Origin of the sequence: uncultured Nocardioides sp. (genome assembly GCF_947489365.1) — a bacterium.
GTDB lineage: Bacteria > Actinomycetota > Actinomycetes > Propionibacteriales > Nocardioidaceae > Nocardioides.
In genome coordinates this window covers 23,744-39,515 of record NZ_CANLDB010000008.1, presented here as the reverse complement: position 1 = coordinate 39,515, position 15,772 = coordinate 23,744, and the positions used below count along the sequence as shown (strand labels likewise).

General features: G+C 75.0%; 18 protein-coding genes. 16 read left to right on the top strand and 2 right to left on the bottom strand.

Annotation, left to right across the window (positions count from 1 at the left end; genetic code table 11):
- Positions 1-9: 9 nt before the first annotated feature.
- Both ybaK and Q0858_RS18585 read right to left on the bottom strand, forming a co-directional pair.
- Positions 10-531, bottom strand: a complete 522-nt coding sequence (gene ybaK, locus Q0858_RS18590; RefSeq protein WP_299057953.1) for a Cys-tRNA(Pro) deacylase — start codon at positions 529-531, stop codon at positions 10-12.
- Positions 528-1,193, bottom strand: coding sequence for an LON peptidase substrate-binding domain-containing protein (locus Q0858_RS18585; protein ID WP_299057639.1), 666 nt, complete (start codon positions 1,191-1,193; stop codon positions 528-530). Before Q0858_RS18585 ends, ybaK begins: the two co-directional genes overlap by 4 nt.
- Positions 1,194-1,286: 93 nt before the next feature.
- Between Q0858_RS18585 and hisD the strand changes: the two genes are divergently transcribed.
- The 16 genes from hisD (at position 1,287) to Q0858_RS18505 (ending at position 15,769) form a co-directional block, all read left to right on the top strand.
- The gene (gene hisD / locus Q0858_RS18580; protein ID WP_299057637.1) at positions 1,287-2,609 is read left to right on the top strand and encodes a histidinol dehydrogenase; all 1,323 of its coding nucleotides are present in this window, start codon (positions 1,287-1,289) and stop codon (positions 2,607-2,609) included.
- Positions 2,606-3,730, top strand: a complete 1,125-nt coding sequence (locus Q0858_RS18575) for a histidinol-phosphate transaminase (RefSeq protein WP_299057635.1) — start codon at positions 2,606-2,608, stop codon at positions 3,728-3,730. The genes hisD and Q0858_RS18575 overlap by 4 nt, the downstream gene beginning before the upstream one ends.
- A complete protein-coding gene (gene hisB, locus Q0858_RS18570; RefSeq protein ID WP_299057633.1) occupies positions 3,727-4,344 on the top strand; it encodes an imidazoleglycerol-phosphate dehydratase HisB in 618 nt (205 codons plus the stop codon). Before Q0858_RS18575 ends, hisB begins: the two co-directional genes overlap by 4 nt.
- Positions 4,341-4,979 carry an imidazole glycerol phosphate synthase subunit HisH gene (hisH, locus tag Q0858_RS18565; protein WP_299057951.1) on the top strand — a complete coding sequence of 213 codons (639 nt, stop codon included), beginning with the start codon at positions 4,341-4,343 and terminating at the stop codon, positions 4,977-4,979. Before hisB ends, hisH begins: the two co-directional genes overlap by 4 nt.
- A 12-nt stretch (positions 4,980-4,991) precedes the next feature.
- On the top strand, positions 4,992-5,747 hold the full coding sequence (gene priA / locus Q0858_RS18560) for a bifunctional 1-(5-phosphoribosyl)-5-((5-phosphoribosylamino)methylideneamino)imidazole-4-carboxamide isomerase/phosphoribosylanthranilate isomerase PriA (protein ID WP_299057631.1): 756 nt from the start codon (positions 4,992-4,994) through the stop codon (positions 5,745-5,747).
- Positions 5,744-6,514: an imidazole glycerol phosphate synthase subunit HisF gene (gene hisF / locus Q0858_RS18555; protein WP_299057629.1), complete on the top strand. Its 771-nt coding sequence runs from the start codon at positions 5,744-5,746 to the stop codon at positions 6,512-6,514. Before priA ends, hisF begins: the two co-directional genes overlap by 4 nt.
- A gap of 274 nt (positions 6,515-6,788) precedes the next feature.
- Positions 6,789-8,648 (top strand): ABC transporter ATP-binding protein, encoded by a 1,860-nt coding sequence (locus Q0858_RS18550; RefSeq protein ID WP_366916023.1) that lies wholly within the window; start codon positions 6,789-6,791, stop codon positions 8,646-8,648.
- On the top strand, positions 8,645-10,429 hold the full coding sequence (locus Q0858_RS18545) for an ABC transporter ATP-binding protein (RefSeq protein ID WP_299057627.1): 1,785 nt from the start codon (positions 8,645-8,647) through the stop codon (positions 10,427-10,429). Before Q0858_RS18550 ends, Q0858_RS18545 begins: the two co-directional genes overlap by 4 nt.
- A 29-nt stretch (positions 10,430-10,458) precedes the next feature.
- The gene (gene hisI, locus Q0858_RS18540; RefSeq protein WP_299057625.1) at positions 10,459-10,809 is read left to right on the top strand and encodes a phosphoribosyl-AMP cyclohydrolase; all 351 of its coding nucleotides are present in this window, start codon (positions 10,459-10,461) and stop codon (positions 10,807-10,809) included.
- Positions 10,802-11,458, top strand: a complete 657-nt coding sequence (locus Q0858_RS18535) for a Trp biosynthesis-associated membrane protein (RefSeq protein ID WP_299057623.1) — start codon at positions 10,802-10,804, stop codon at positions 11,456-11,458. The genes hisI and Q0858_RS18535 overlap by 8 nt, the downstream gene beginning before the upstream one ends.
- 41 nt (positions 11,459-11,499) lie before the next feature.
- Positions 11,500-11,688 carry an HGxxPAAW family protein gene (locus tag Q0858_RS18530; RefSeq protein WP_299057622.1) on the top strand — a complete coding sequence of 63 codons (189 nt, stop codon included), beginning with the start codon at positions 11,500-11,502 and terminating at the stop codon, positions 11,686-11,688.
- An 8-nt stretch (positions 11,689-11,696) separates the two neighbouring features.
- Positions 11,697-12,110, top strand: a complete 414-nt coding sequence (locus tag Q0858_RS18525) for a DUF2752 domain-containing protein (protein WP_299057621.1) — start codon at positions 11,697-11,699, stop codon at positions 12,108-12,110.
- Between the two features lie 72 nt (positions 12,111-12,182).
- Positions 12,183-12,995, top strand: a complete 813-nt coding sequence (gene trpC, locus Q0858_RS18520) for an indole-3-glycerol phosphate synthase TrpC (protein ID WP_299057620.1) — start codon at positions 12,183-12,185, stop codon at positions 12,993-12,995.
- Positions 12,996-13,057: 62 nt separating this feature from the next.
- A complete protein-coding gene (gene trpB / locus Q0858_RS18515; protein ID WP_299057947.1) occupies positions 13,058-14,326 on the top strand; it encodes a tryptophan synthase subunit beta in 1,269 nt (422 codons plus the stop codon).
- The gene (gene trpA, locus Q0858_RS18510) at positions 14,323-15,141 is read left to right on the top strand and encodes a tryptophan synthase subunit alpha (protein WP_299057619.1); all 819 of its coding nucleotides are present in this window, start codon (positions 14,323-14,325) and stop codon (positions 15,139-15,141) included. The genes trpB and trpA overlap by 4 nt, the downstream gene beginning before the upstream one ends.
- On the top strand, positions 15,134-15,769 hold the full coding sequence (locus Q0858_RS18505) for an SCO family protein (RefSeq protein ID WP_299057618.1): 636 nt from the start codon (positions 15,134-15,136) through the stop codon (positions 15,767-15,769). The genes trpA and Q0858_RS18505 overlap by 8 nt, the downstream gene beginning before the upstream one ends.
- The last annotated feature ends 3 nt before the right edge of the window (positions 15,770-15,772 follow it).

The window sequence follows — 15,772 nt, the reverse complement described above, 5'->3', positions numbered from 1 at the left end:
CCGACTCGGCTAGCGGGGCCGGCCGACGCGGGCGGTCGTCGCGCCGGTGACACGGACGAGGTCGGCGGGGGCCAGCTCGAGGTCGAGGCCCCGGCGACCGCCGGAGACGAAGACGGTGGCGTGGCCGAGCGCGGTCTCGTCGACGACGGTCGGCAGCGGGCGCTTCTGGCCCAGCGGCGAGATGCCGCCCACGACGTAGCCGGAGGACCGCTCGGCGTCGGCGGGGTCGGCCATCTCCGCGCGCGGGGCGCCGAGCGCGCGGGCGACGGCCTTGAGGTCGAGGCGCTCGGTGACCGGGACGACGGCGACGGCGAGCCCGGCGGCGGTGCGCACGACGAGGGTCTTCAGCACCCGCCCGGCCTCGACGCCGAGCCGGTCGGCGAGCACGTCGGCCGCCTCCTCGCCGTACGACGCGCTGCGAGGGTCGTGGTCGTAGGGGTGCGCGACGACCTCGACCCCGGCCGCCGCGGCGGCGCGCGTCGCCGGCGTCCCCGGGGACGCGCCGCCCCGCCGGGCCGGGCGACGGCTCAGTTGGGCGACCAGCCCGTGCGGGCGACGTCGGTCGCGGGGAGGGACGGGATGGCGTTCATCGCCCGCAGCTCCGAGCGCAGCATCTCGGTGACCATGTCGAGCCTCACGGCGACGTCGTCGGCCTCGAGCAGCCGCTGGCGGTCCGGGTGGGGCAGGGGAGCGGTGGCGGCGAGCACCCACGACAGCATCACCGGGTCGTGGGGCAGCCGCCCCGTGTAGGGGTCGCCGCTGATCTGCGCCAGCGTCGCCCGGTAGGCCGTGAACGTCGACTTCACCCGCTCGACCGTCTCCGGCGCGACCGCGACGTCGTCCTCCCGAAGCACCTCCACCCGGCCGACCGGGAACTCCCCGTCGGTCTCGAGCCCGTCCAGGCGGATCCGGTCGCGGGCGGTGGCGACGACGGTGAAGCCGCCGTCGGGCGTCTCCTCGACCTCGCCGAGCTGGAGCCGGCAGCCCACCCGGTGCAACGACTGGTTGCCGTGGTCGCCGACCTCGAAGCCCTCGCGGATCGCGACGGAGCCGAAGAGCCGCTGCGCGGGGTCGGGCTCGGTCAGCAGGTGCCGCACCAGGGCGGTGTAGCGGTCCTCGAACACCCGCAACGGCACGCGGGCGCCGGGGAACAGGACGCTGCTCAGCGGGAACATCGGCAGCGCCTCGGTCACGTCCGCGACTCTAGTCCCCACTCTCGCGGCGCCCGCCGGCCCGCGCCCCGGCCGAGTCACGCCGGTCCCGGCGCGGCGCCTAGAATCGCAGGCATGTTGCGACGCATCGACCTCCGGACGACGGCTGCCACCGAGGGCACCGAGCACGGTCATGTCGACTACCGCGACGCCCTGCCCCGCGCGGACTTCGACATCGAGGCCGCGATCCCCGCCGTCCAGGCCATCTGCGACGAGGTACGACGCCGCGGCGTCGTCGCGATCACGGAGTACTCCGCCCGGTTCGACGGCGTGGAGCAGGACGACATCGCCGTCCCGCCGGAGGCCTGCGAGAAGGCCCTCGCCGAGCTCGACCCCGCCGTGCGCGCCGGGCTCGAGGAGTCCATCCGCCGGCTGCGGGCGACGTCCGAGGCCGAGCTGGAGACCGACGTGGTCTCGACGCCCGCCGAGGGTGCCCAGGTCCGCACGCGCGTCGTCCCCATGGGCCGCGTCGGCCTGTACGTGCCCGGCGGCATCGCCCCGCTGGTCTCCAGCGTCGTCATGAACGTCGTCCCCGCCCAGGTCGCGGGCGTCGGCGAGATCGCGCTCGCGTCGACCCCGCAGAAGGAGTTCGGCGGCCTGCCGCACCCGACGATCCTCGCCGCGTGCGCGCTGCTCGGCATCGACGAGGTGTACGCCGTCGGCGGCGCCCAGGCCGTCGCCATGTTCGCGTACGGCGCCGGCCCGTGCCGCCGCGTCGACCTCGTGACCGGGCCCGGCTCGATCTGGACCGTCACCGCCAAGCGGCTGCTGAAGGGCGTCGTCGGCATCGACTCCGAGGCCGGCCCGACCGAGATCGCCGTCCTCGCCGACGACACCGCCGATCCGGCCCACGTCGCCGCCGACCTGCTCAGCCAGTCCGAGCACGACCAGCTCGCGGCGAGCGTCCTGGTGACGCCGTCGGAGGCGCTGGCCGACAAGGTCGAGGTGGCGCTGGAGGAGCAGGTGTCCCGGACCCGGCACGAGGAGCGGATCCGCACCTCGCTGCGTGGCGCGCAGTCCGCGATCGTCATGGTCGACGACCTCGAGCAGGGTCTCGCCGTGGTCGACGCGTACGCCGCGGAGCACCTCGAGGTCCAGACCGTCGACGCCGAGGAGTGGGCGCTGCGGGTGCGCAACGCGGGCGCCATCTTCGTCGGCCCGCACACGCCGGTCTCGCTCGGCGACTACTGCGCGGGGTCCAACCACGTGCTGCCCACCGGCGGCTGCGCCTGCCACTCGTCGGGCCTGTCGGTGCGCGCCTTCACCCGCACGGTCCACATGGTCACCTACGACGAGTCCGCGCTGCGCGACGTCGCGCCGCACGTGGTCGCGCTCGCCGAGGCCGAGGACCTCCCCGGCCACGGCGAGGCCGTCCGCATCCGGGTCGAGCCCCGGTGAGCGCCGAGCAGGTGACGGACGCGGCCTGGCCGCCGATCCGTCCGGAGCTGCGCGGCCTCGAGCCGTACGGCGCCCCCCAGCTCGACGTCCCGGTCCGGCTGAACACCAACGAGAACCCGTACGGGCCCAGCGAGGCTGTCGCCACCGACATCGCCGCGGCGGTGGGCGAGGCCGCGCTGGAGCTGAACCGCTACCCCGACCGCGAGCACGTCGCGCTGCGAGAGGCGCTGGCGGCGTACCTGGGCCGCGACACCGGCGTGGCCCTCGACGTCTCCCAGGTGTGGGCCGCGAACGGCTCGAACGAGGTCATGCTGCAGCTGCTCATGGCCTTCGGCGGGCCGGGCCGCACGGCGCTCGGCTTCACCCCGACGTACTCGATGTACCCGGAGTACGCCCGCGGCACCTCGACCACCTGGGTGACCGGGCACCGCGAGGCCGACTTCACCCTCGACCTCGACCACGTGCGTGCGCTGGTCGCCGAGCACCGGCCCTCGGTGGTGCTGCTGCCCAGCCCGAACAACCCCACCGGCACCGCGCTGGCGCCGGAGACCACCGACGTCGTCTGCGCCGCGGTCGCCGAGGTCGGCGGGCTGGTCGTCATCGACGAGGCGTACGGCGAGTTCCGCCGCGCCGGCACCCCCAGCGCGGTCGAGCGCCTCGGCGCGCACCGCAACCTCGTCGTGAGCCGCACCATGAGCAAGGCGTTCGCCCTCGCCGGCGGTCGCGTCGGCTACCTCGCCGCCGCCCCGGAGGTCTGCGACGCCCTGCGGCTGGTGCGCCTGCCCTACCACCTGTCGTCGCTCACGCAGGCCGCCGCGCTCGCCGCGCTGCGCCACGCCGACGAGCTCCTCGGCCGCGTCGCGGAGCTCCGCGCAGAGCGCGACGCCCTGGTCGGCTGGCTGCGCGAGCAGGGCCTCGCGGTCGCCGACAGCGACGCGAACTTCGTCCTGTTCGGGCGTTTCGACGACCGTCACGCCGTCTGGGAGGCGCTGCTCGCCCACGGCGTGCTGGTCCGTGAGACCGGCCCCGAGGGCTGGCTGCGGGTCTCCGTCGGCACGCCGCACGAGAACCAGGCCTTCCGCGACGCGCTGGCCACCAGCCTGAAGGAGCTCCCCCGATGAGCAGCACGCACAGGACCGCCCGCCTCGAGCGCGCCACCAAGGAGTCGTCGATCACCGTCGAGCTCGACCTCGACGGCACCGGCCGCGCGGACGTGTCGACCGGCGTCGGCTTCTACGACCACATGCTCGACGCGCTCGCCCGCCACTCGCTGGTCGACTTGGTCGTCCGCGCCGAGGGTGACGTCCACATCGACGGCCACCACACCGTCGAGGACACCGCCATCGTCATCGGCCAGGCGCTGCGCGAGGCGCTCGGCGACAAGTCCGGGATCCGCCGGTACGGCGACGCGACCGTCCCGCTCGACGAGGCCCTCGCCCACGCGGTGGTCGACGTCTCCGGTCGTCCCTACTTCGTGCACTCCGGCGAGCCCGACGGCCAGCCCTACGCGCTCATCGGCGGCTCCGGCGTGCCGTACGCCGGCTCCCTGACCGCCCACGTGCTCGAGTCGATCGCGCACCACGCCCACCTCACGCTGCACGTGCGGCTGCTCGGTGGCCGCGACCCGCACCACATCGTCGAGGCGCAGTTCAAGGCCGTCGCCCGGGCGCTGCGCGACGCGATCGCCCTCGACCCGCGCGAGACCGGCGTGCCCTCGACCAAGGGTGCGCTCTGAGCGGCGCGAAGCGGGTCGTCGTCCTGGACTACGGCTCGGGCAACCTCCGCTCCGCCGTCCGCGCGGTCGAGCGGGCCGGTGCCGAGGTCGAGCTGACCGCCGACCGCGGCGCGGCGATGGCGGCCGACGGCCTGCTGGTGCCCGGCGTCGGCGCGTTCGCGGCCTGCATGGCCGGGCTGCGGGCCGTCCGCGGGCACGAGACCATCGGACGCCGCCTGGCCGGCGGTCGGCCGGTGCTGGGGATCTGCGTCGGCATGCAGGTCCTCTTCTCCCGCGGGATCGAGCACGGCGTCGACACCGAGGGCTGCGGGGAGTGGCCCGGGACGGTCGAGCGGCTGCAGGCGCCCGTCGTGCCCCACATGGGGTGGAACACCGTGCAGGCGCCGGAGGGCACGCAGATGTTCGCGGGCATCACCGACGAGCGGTTCTACTTCGTGCACTCCTACGGCGTGCGCACCTGGAAGCTCGTCACCGACGGCCGCACCCGCGCCCCGCTCGTCACCCGCACGACCCACGGCACCGCGGACTTCGTCTCGGCCGTCGAAAACGGCCCGCTGTGGGCCACGCAGTTCCACCCCGAGAAGTCCGGCGACGCCGGCGCCGCGCTGCTGCGCAACTGGATCGCCACCCTCTGAGAGAGACCTCCCGTGACCTACCTCCAGCTCCTGCCCGCCGTCGACATCACCGAGGGCCGCGCCGTCCAGCTCGCCCAGGGCGTCGCCGGCTCCGGCAAGCAGTACGGCGACCCCGTCGCCGCCGCGATGCGGTGGCAGGACGCCGGGTCCGAGTGGCTGCACCTCGTCGACCTCGACGCCGCCTTCGGCCGCGGGCAGAACCGCGCGCTGCAGGCCGAGATCGTCGGCGCCCTCGACATCGACGTCGAGATGAGCGGCGGCATCCGCGACGACGAGTCGCTGGAGGCCGCCCTGGCCACCGGGTGCCGCCGCGTCAACATCGGCACCGCCGCGCTGGAGCAGCCGGAGTGGTGCGCGAAGGTGATCGCGGAGCACGGGGACCGGATCGCGATCGGCCTCGACGTCCGCGGCCGCACCCTGGCCGCCCGCGGCTGGACCCGGGAGGGCGGCGACCTGTACGACGTCCTCGCGCGGCTCGACTCCGAGGGGTGCGCGCGCTACGTGGTCACCGACGTCAACAAGGACGGCATGCTCGCCGGCCCGAACCTGGAGCTGCTGCGCGACGTGTGCGCCGCCACCGACGCGCCCGTGATCGCCTCCGGCGGGGTCACCACGCTCGACGACCTGCGCGCGCTGATGGACCTGGTGGACGACGGGGTCGAGGGCGCCATCGCCGGGACCGCGCTCTACGAGGGCCGCTTCACCCTGGAGGCCGCCCTCGCCCTGACCCGGGGCGACCACCCGCGGGAGTCGGGGGCCGGCGCGTGAGCCTCGCCGTCCGGGTGATCCCGTGCCTCGACGTGGACGCCGGTCGCGTGGTCAAGGGCGTCAACTTCGTCGACCTCCGCGACGCCGGCGACCCCGTCGAGCTGGCGCGCACCTACGACGCCGAGGGCGCCGACGAGCTGACGTTCCTCGACATCTCCGCCTCCCACGAGGGTCGCGAGACGACCCTGGAGATCGTGTCGGCGACGGCCGAGCAGGTGTTCATCCCGCTGACCGTCGGCGGGGGAGTGGCCTCGTGCGCCGACGTCGACCGGCTGCTGCGCGCCGGCGCCGACAAGGTCGCCGTGAACACCGCGGCGATCCACCGGCCCGAGCTCGTCGCCGAGATCGCGGACCGGTTCGGCAACCAGGTCCTCGTGCTGTCGGTCGACGCGCGGCGGACCACCGGCCCCGACCGGACGCCGTCCAGCTTCGAGGTCACCACCCACGGCGGCCGGAAGTCCGCCGGCCTCGACGCCCTCGAGTGGGCGGTCCGCGCCGCCGAGCTGGGCGCGGGGGAGATCCTGCTCAACGCGATGGACGCCGACGGCACCACCGACGGCTTCGACCTCGAGCTGATCGCCGCCGTCCGCGCCGCCGTCAGCATCCCCGTCATCGCCTCCGGCGGCGCCGGCCGCGCCGACCACTTCGCCCCCGCCGTCGACGCCGGCGCGGACGCCGTCCTCGCCGCCACCGTCTTCCACTTCGGCGAGGTCTCGATCGGCGAGGCCAAGGCCGCCCTCGCCGCCGCCGGTCACCCCGTCCGCTGACGCCCCGCACCTCCTGCCCTGGCCTGCCGCTCGCGGGAGAGGCCCGGGCCCGCCTGGGGGTTTCACCAGCCGACCCGCGAAACCCCGACTTGGCGGACGAAACTTCGTGGGCCCAGTCGGGGTTTCACCAGCCGGCTGGTGAAACCAGAGCAGGATGGGACCCCTGTGACACCTGTGAGGACGCCCACCGCGGGCCGGCGATGTCGGTGCGCCGGAATACCGTGCACCGGGTACGACTTGACCGACGGCACGCTCTCGGGACCAGGAGGACACGGTGACCACGGACGAGTCGCTCGACCCCGAGCTGGCGGCGGGGCGTGACGCCGCGCGGACGGTGTCGATGCGCGACGGCTTCCGCGTGCTCGGGGTCGGCATCCGCCGCCAGCCGGGCGTCTTCGCGATCGCCACGTTCGGCGGCGTGCTGTTCGGCGCCCTGACCGTCGCCGACGCGTGGGTGCTCGGGTGGGCGACGCAGAACGCGCTGATCCCCGCGATGCGCGACGGCGAGATCGGCACCGGCGTGCTCGTCGCCGTGGTCGCGCTGTTCGTGGGGGTCGCCCTGCTGCGCGCGGTCGGCATCGTCGCGCGCCGCCTGGGCGCCGGGATCATGCAGTACCGGCTGCAGGCGGCGTACCGCCGCGAGGTCACCCGCCAGTACCTCGCGCTCCCCATGTCGTGGCACGCCCGGCACCCCACCGGCCAGCTGCTGAGCAACGCCAACGCGGACGTCGAGGCGGCCTGGTCGCCGATCGCACCGCTGCCCATGGCGCTCGGCACCATCGCGATGATGGTGATCGCCATCGCCCAGATGCTCACCGCCGACCTGGTGATGGCCGCCGTCGGCCTCCTGGTCTTCCCCGCCGTCATCGGCGTGAACCTCGTCTACCAACGGCTGACCTCGCCGCTGATCACCCGCGCGCAGCAGCTGCGCGCCGAGGTCAGCGAGATCGCGCACGAGTCCTTCGACGGGGCGCTCGTCGTCAAGACGCTCGGCCGGGAGGCCGAGGAGACCGAGCGCTTCGGCGCCCGGGCCCGCGAGCTGCGGGACACCCTCGTCCGCGCCGGCCGGATCCGCGCCGCCTTCGACCCCGCCCTCGCCGCCCTGCCCAACCTCGGCGTCATGGTCGTGCTGGTGGTCGGCGTCTCCCGCGTCCTGTCCGGCGCCACCCAGCCCGGCGACGTGGTGACGGTCGCGTACCTGCTCACCGTCGTCTCGTTCCCGATCCGCTCGCTCGGCTGGCTGCTCGGGGAGTTCCCCCGCAGCGTCGTCGGCTACCGCCGCGTGCACCACGTCCTCGACGAGACGGCCCGCATGCCGTACGGCGACGCGACGCTCGCGACGTCCTCCGCGCGGGGCGGCGCCCGGCTCGACGTCGAGCGCCTCGCCTTCTCCCACGCGACCGACCAGCCGCTGCTGCGCGACCTCACGTTCACCGTCGAGCCCGGGCGCACCGTCGCGCTCGTGGGCGCCACCGCCAGCGGCAAGAGCACCCTGACCGACCTCGTCACCCGACTCGTCGACCCGGACGACGGTCGGCTCCTCGTCGACGGCGTCGACCTGCGCGACCTCGACCACGGCGAGCTGTCGACCGCCGTGTCCGTCGTCCCCCAGACCGCGTTCCTGTTCGACGACACCGTCCGGGGCAACGTCACCCTCGGGGCGGACGTCGCGGACGAGGACGTGTGGGCCGCGCTGCGGACCGCCCAGGCGGACGGCTTCGTGGCCGCCCTGCCCGACGGCCTCGACGCCCGCCTCGGTGAGCGGGGGACCAGCCTGTCCGGCGGCCAGCGGCAGCGGATCGCCCTGGCCCGCGCCCTGGTACGGCGACCCCGCCTGCTGGTGCTGGACGACGCGACGTCCGCGGTGGACCCGGAGGTGGAGGGACGGATCCTCGCCGGGCTCCGTGAGGCCGAGGACGGCGACGGCGCGACGCTGCTCGTCGTGGCCTACCGCAAGGCCACCATCGCGCTCGCCGACGAGGTGCTGCACCTCGAGGGCGGCCGGGTCGTCGGTCGCGGCACTCACGCGGAGCTGCTCGCCACCAGCCCGTCGTACTCCCGCCTCGTCAACGCCTACGACAGCGAGAGCGACAGCGACAGTGAGGCCGCGGAGCCGACAGGGGTGACCCGATGAGCACCCGGATGGACTCCGGCGAGGCGAACGGGATGTGGGCCACGCTGCGGCGCGGCGTGGTGCACTCCCCGGAGCTCAAGCAGGGCATCGTCGGCACGCTGCTGCTGGCGCTGCTGTCGACGGGTGGTCAGGTCGTCGTCCCGATCGCGATCCAGCAGACCCTCGACAACGGCCTCGGCGCCCCCGGCGGCCCCGACGTCGCGTTCACCATCCGCACGGGACTGCTCGCGGCGGCCGCCGTGCTGCTGACCGGCGTGGCGTCGTACCTGATGACGACGCGGCTGTTCCGCACCGGGGAGACGGGCCTGGCGACGCTGCGGACCAAGGCGTTCCGCCACGTCCACGACCTGCCCCTGCTGACCCAGAACACCGAGTCGCGGGGCGCGCTGGTGTCCCGGGTGACCTCCGACGTCGACCAGGTCAGCCAGTTCCTCGTCTTCGGCGGCATCCTCTTCGTCGTCAGCGTCGGGCAGGTGCTGGTCGCGACGATCGTGATGGCGGTCTACTCCTGGCAGCTCACCCTCGTGGTCTGGCTGGCGTTCGCGCCCCTGTTCCTGTCGCTGCGCTACTTCCAGCAGCGCCTCTCCGCGGCGTACGGCGTGGTGCGGCGCCAGGTCGGCACGATGCTCTCGGCGATCTCGGAGCCGGTCGTCGGCGCCGCCGTCGTCCGCACCTACGCCGTCGAGGACCGCACCCAGCAGCGCATCGACGAGGCCATCCGGCGTCACCAGCAGGCGAGCACCCGCGCGCAGGGCTTCACGGCCGTCTCGTTCTCGCTCGGTGGGCTCTCGGGCGGTCTCGCCAACGCGGGCGTGCTCGTGGTCGGCATCCAGCTGGGCCTGGCGGGCGACATCACGGCGGGCGAGATCCTGGCGTTCGCCTTCATCGTCACGCTGTTCGTCGGCCCGGTGCAGATGGGCACGCAGATCCTCACCGACGCCCAGCTCGCCATCGCGGGCTGGCGGCGCGTCATCGGCATCCTCGACACCCCGGCCGACTTGGTCGATCCCGGTGAGAAGGGCGTGACGCTGCCGCGCGGGCCGATCGAGGTGCGCTTCGACCACGTCACCTTCGCCTACCCCGGGGGTCCGCCGGTGCTGCGCGACGTCGACCTCGTGCTCGCCGCGGGCACGCGTCTGGCCGTCGTGGGGGAGACCGGGTCGGGCAAGTCGACGTTCGCGAAGCTGCTGACCCGGCTCATGGACCCGGCCGAGGGCGCGGTGCTGCTCGACGGCGTCGACCTGCGCGGCGTTGACCAGCGGTCCCTGCGCTCGAGCGTCGTGCTCGTGCCGCAGGAGGGCTTCCTCTTCGACGACACCGTCGGTGCCAACATCCGCTACGGACGGCTCGGAGCCACCGACGCCGAGATCGTCGAGGCCGCCGAGGAGCTCGGGCTGGACGACTGGGTCCACGGCCTGCCGCGCGGTCTCGCGACCCGGGTGGGCCAGCGGGGCGAGGCGCTCTCGGCCGGGGAGCGCCAGCTCGTCAGCCTGCTGCGGGCGCGGCTCGCCGACCCCGACCTGCTCGTGCTCGACGAGGCCACCAGCGCGGTCGACCCCGAGCTCGAGGTCCGCATCGGGCGCGCCCTCGAACGCCTGCTGGTCGACCGCACCTCGGTCACCATCGCGCACCGGCTCACCACGGCCGAGAACGCCGACGAGGTGCTCGTCGTCGACGCCGGCCGCGTGGTGCAGCGCGGGCCGCACGCCGACCTGCTCGCCGAGGGCGGCACCTACGGCGCGCTCCACGCGTCCTGGGTCGCCCAGCAGGCGGTGTCCTGAGCCGCCCGCACGGCGGGGATACTGGAGGGGTGCCCGACCTCGACCCCGCCGTCGCCGCCCGGCTGACCCGCACCGCCGACGGGTTGGTGCCCGCCGTCGTGCAGCAGCACGGCAGCGGCGAGGTGCTGATGCTCGCGTGGCTGGACGACGAGGCGCTGGCGCGCACGCTCGCCACCGGCCGGGCGACGTACTGGAGCCGCAGCCGGCAGGAGCACTGGGTCAAGGGGGAGACCTCCGGGCACCGCCAGTGGGTGCGCGAGGTGCGCCTCGACTGCGACGGCGACACCCTGCTGCTCGTCGTCGACCAGGAGGGCGCCGCCTGCCACACCGGCGACGCCACCTGCTTCGACGCCGACCTCGTCTGGCGCGCCGGTGGCTGACGAGCCGGCGCCCGGACGACCGGAGGGGCGCCGTCGCAGCACGATGGGCCCCGTCCTGCTCGTCGCGGTCGTCACCGGGGCGCTCCTCGCCGTGGCCGGCAACCGGCCCTGGGTGGACGTCGCCGGCGCCCCCGAACCGGCCGAGGGCGCGGGCCAGACGGTCGTCACCGGCCTCGACCTGGCCACGACCAACCCCACCGTGACCGCCCTCGCCCTGGTGGCGCTCGCCGCGCTCGGCGTCGTCCTCGTCGTGCGTGGCCGGGTACGACGGGTCGTCGCCGCCCTGGCGGTGCTCGCCGCCCTCGGGACCGCCGCGGCGGTCCTCACCGGCTGGCTCGGCATCGACGACCGCGTCGCCGCGGAGGTCGCGGACGGCCCCCTGGACGGGGCGGCCACCTCCTGGACGGCCTGGGCGTGGACCTCGCCGCCCGCCGCCGTCCTCCTGCTGGCCGCCTGCGCGCTCGCCGTCCGCGACGTGCGGCGGTGGCCCGAGATGGGCCGCCGGTACGACGCGCCGACGGGCGCCGCCGGCCGCGACGGGTCGGCGGACGACCCGGGCACCGCGGTCCCGCCCGCGGAACGCTCGGCGCTCGAGATCTGGCGGGAGCTCGACGAGGGTCGTGACCCCACCGAGGGACCCCGCCACTAGACTCGGGACCGGCATCCGCGCGACACAGAGGAGCACCCGGCATGGCGAGCAACCACGGCAACACCCCCGCGGCCTGGACGGCGGTCACGGTGGGCATCGCCGGCTTCGTCGTCGGCGGCATCGCCCTCATGCTCAGCCCGGTCAGCATGGTCCTGTTCTGGGTCGGCGTCGCCCTCGGGATCGCCGCCCTGCCGGTCTTCGCCGTCATGGCGAAGCTCGGCATGCACTGACGGTCCCGGTGGGCGCGCGGGCCCGCCGCCTGGCGTCGCCGCTCGCGGCGGGTGCCCTCGTGGTGGCCGCCACCGCCGCCCTCGCCGTGCGCGACCCGCACCGGCCCGGGTCCTGGGGCGTGTGCCCGACCGCGCTGATGGGCTTCGACTGCCCTCTGTGCGGCAGCCTCCGCGCCGTGCACGACCTGACCGCGCTCGACCTCGGCGCGGCGGTGTCGTCGAACCTGCTGCTCGTCGTGGCGCTGCCCGTCGTGGTCGCGCTGTGGGTGCGTCGCGTCGTCGTCCTCAGCCGCGGGCCCGCCGGCCCGCTGGACGCGTCGAGGGTGCCGCGGGCCGCCTGGTGGGCGCTGGGCGTGGTGGTCCTCGCTTTCACCGTCCTCCGCAACACCCCGGTGCCCCCCGGGCCCTGGCTGGCCTCCTAGGAGCCGCTGCCCAGCCGGGTGCGAGACTGGGGCACGGCCCCCGCCGTCCCCTCCCGAGGAGGTCCGCAGCTCATGTCGGTGCTCGACGACATCGTCGCCGGAGTCCGCGACGACCTCGACCGCCGCCGTGCGGACCGACCCGCAGCCGCCGTGCGGGCCGCCCTCGCGGACGCCCCGGCGCCCCGCGACCCCATGCCCCACCTGCGCGACGCCGGCTCGAGCGTGATCGCCGAGGTGAAGCGCCGCAGCCCCAGCAAGGGCCACCTCGCGGACATCCCCGACCCGACCACGCTCGCCCGGGCGTACGCCGCCGGCGGCGCGGCCGCGATCAGCGTGCTCACCGAGGAGCGCCGCTTCGGCGGGTCGCTCGCCGACCTCGTCGCCGTCCGGGCCGCCGTCGACGTCCCGCTGCTGCGCAAGGACTTCGTGGTCGACGACTACCAGGTGCTGGAGGCCCGCGCCGCGGGCGCCGACCTGGTGCTGCTGATCGTCGCGGCCCTCGCCGACGACGACCTGCGCCGCCTGCACGACCTCGTCCGCGAGCTGGGCATGACCCCGCTCGTCGAGGTCCACGACGAGGCCGAGACCGCCCGCGCCGTCGACCTCGGCGCCGAGCTCGTGGGCGTCAACGCCCGCAACCTGAAGACGCTGGAGGTGCACCCCGGGGTCTTCGCCGAGCTGGCACCCCTGGTCGGCGCCGACACGGTGCTGGTCGCCGAGTCCGGCGTCAGCGGGGTCGCCGACGCCGCGGCGTACGTCGACGCGGGGGCCCGCGCGGTCCTCGTCGGCGAGGCGCTCGTGCGCCACGGCGACCCGACGGCGGCCGTCGCCGCCATGACCGGCCTGCGGGCCGGTGTCCCGAGCACCACCGGAGGAGCACCGTGACCACGGACGAGACGACGAGCACCACCACCACCACCGCCACCACCGCCGGCACCGCCGCGGGCCTGGGCGTGGCCCACGGGGCGTGGGACGCCGACGAGAACGGCTGGTTCGGCGACTTCGGGGGCCGCTGGATCCCCGAGGCGCTGGTCGCCGCGCTCGAGGAGCTGACCGTCGCCTGGACCGAGGCGATGGCGGACGAGGCCTTCCGGTCCGAGCTGGACCAGGTGGGCCGCGAGTACGCCGGCCTGCCCAGCCCGCTCTACGAGGCCCGCGCCCTGTCGGAGAAGGCCGGCGTGCGGGTGCTGCTCAAGCGCGAGGACCTGCTGCACACCGGCGCGCACAAGATCCGCAACGTCCTCGGCCAGGCCCTGCTGACCAAGCGGATGGGCAAGAAGCGCGTCATCGCCGAGACCGGCGCCGGCCAGCACGGCGTCGCCAGCGCCACCGCGGCCGCATTCTTCGGCCTCGACTGCACCGTCTACATGGGCGCCGTCGACACCCGCCGCCAGGCCCTCAACGTGGCCCGCATGCGGCTGCTCGGCGCCGAGGTCGTGCCCGTCGAGTCCGGCAGCGCCACGCTGAAGGACGCCATCAACGAGGCCATGCGCGACTGGGTCGCGAGCGTCGACGAGACGGCGTACCTGTTCGGCACCGCGGCCGGGCCCCACCCGTTCCCCTCGCTGGTGCAGTCCTTCACCCGCGGCATCGGCGACGAGGCCCGGGCGCAGTGCCTGGAGCGCTACGGCCGGCTGCCGCACGCGGTCGCCGCCTGCGTCGGCGGCGGGTCGAACGCCATCGGGCTGTTCACCGCCTTCCTCGACGACCCCGACGTCGCCGTGTGGGGCTACGAGGCCGGCGGCGACGGGGTCGACACCGACCGTCACGCCGCGACCATCGTCGGCGGGGGAGCGGGCGTGCTCCACGGCAGCCGGACGATGATCCTCGCGGACTCCGACGGCCAGACCGTCGAGTCGCACTCGATCAGCGCCGGCCTCGACTACCCCGGCGTCGGCCCCCAGCACGCGCACCTGGCCGCGACCGGCCGGGCGCACTACGAGGCCGTCACCGACACCGAGGCCATGGACGCGCTCGCCCTGCTGGCGCGCAGCGAGGGCATCATCCCGGCCATCGAGTCGGCGCACGCGATCGCCGGTGCCCTCAAGCTGGGTCCGCGCCTGGCGGCCGAGCACGGCCCGGACGCCCTGCTGCTGGTCAACCTCTCGGGCCGCGGCGACAAGGACATGGTCACCGCGACCCGCTGGTTCGGCCTCGACCCCGAGGCGGCGACCACCGACCCCGTGGGCGACCCCGACACGGACCCCCGCGGATGAGCGCCGTGACGACCGGCCGGACGATGGCGGACGCCTTCGCGACCGCCCACGCCGAGGACCGTGCGGTCCTGCTGGGCTTCCTGCCCGCCGGCTTCCCCGACGTGGAGACGTCCGTCCGCGCGATGACGGCGATGGTCGAGGCCGGCGTCGACGCGATCGAGGTCGGCCTGCCCTACACCGACCCCGTGCTCGACGGCCCCGTCATCCAGGCCGCCGCCCAGCAGGCGCTCGACGGCGGCTGCCGGACCGCGGAGGTCCTGCAGATCGTGCAGGAGGTCGCGGCCACCGGTGCGCCCACGCTGGTGATGACCTACTGGAACCCCGTGCTCGCGCACGGCGTCGAGCGGTTCGCCGACGGCCTCGTCGCCGGGGGCGGGGCCGGGCTCATCACCCCCGACCTGACGCCCGACCACGGCGCCGACTGGATCGCCGCCGCCGACGAGCGCGGCCTCGACAAGGTGTTCCTCGTCGCGCCGTCGTCGACCGACGCACGCGTCGCGACGACCGCGCAGGCCTGCCGGGGCTTCGTCTACGCCGCCGCGGTGATGGGCGTCACCGGCGCCCGGACGACGACGAGCTCGCTCGCCGGGCCGCTGGTCGCCCGGACGCGCGCCGCCACCGACACCCCCGTCGGTGTCGGCCTCGGCGTCTCCAACGGCGACCAGGCCGCCGAGGTGGCGTCGTACGCCGACGCCGTGATCGTGGGCTCCGCGTTCGTGCGCTGCCTGCTCGACGCCCCCGACACCGAGTCCGGCCTCGCCGCGCTCCGCGACACCGCCGCCGACTTGGCCGAGGGGGTACGCCGACGTGCGTGACCGTCTGCGCCGGACCGCGGCGGGGCTCGCCGTGGTCCCCCTGATGCTGCTCGCCGCCTGCGGCGGCACCGAGCAGGTGGGCGAGGCCGCCGCCGGGACCCAGGGCGACGGGATGAACGGCGACGTCCTCGACGACCCGTACGTCGTCCCGGACGTCACGCTCACCGACACCGACGGTGCGCCGTACGACCTGGTCAGCGACACCGAGGCCCCGCTGACGCTGGTGTTCTTCGGGTTCACCAACTGCCCCGACATCTGCAACGTGGTGCTCTCCTCCATGGCCTCGGCCCGCACGCGCCTCTCCGACGAGCAGCGCCAGGAGATGGAGGTCGTGTTCGTGACCACCGACCCCGCCCGCGACGACGAGGCCACGATCCGCGCCTACCTGGACCGGTTCGACCCGTCCTTCACCGGCCTGACCGGCGACATGGCGTCGCTGCAGGAGGCCGCGGCGGCGTTCAGCATCTTCTTCGAGAAGGGCGACAAGCTGCCCTCCGGCGGGTACGACGTCGCCCACGGCTCCTACATCGCCGCCGTCGACGGCGACGACCGGGTCCCCGTGGTGTGGGACGAGCAGACCTCGGCGGCGCAGCTCGCCGAGGACGTGTCCGCGCTGCTGGAGGGCTGAGGC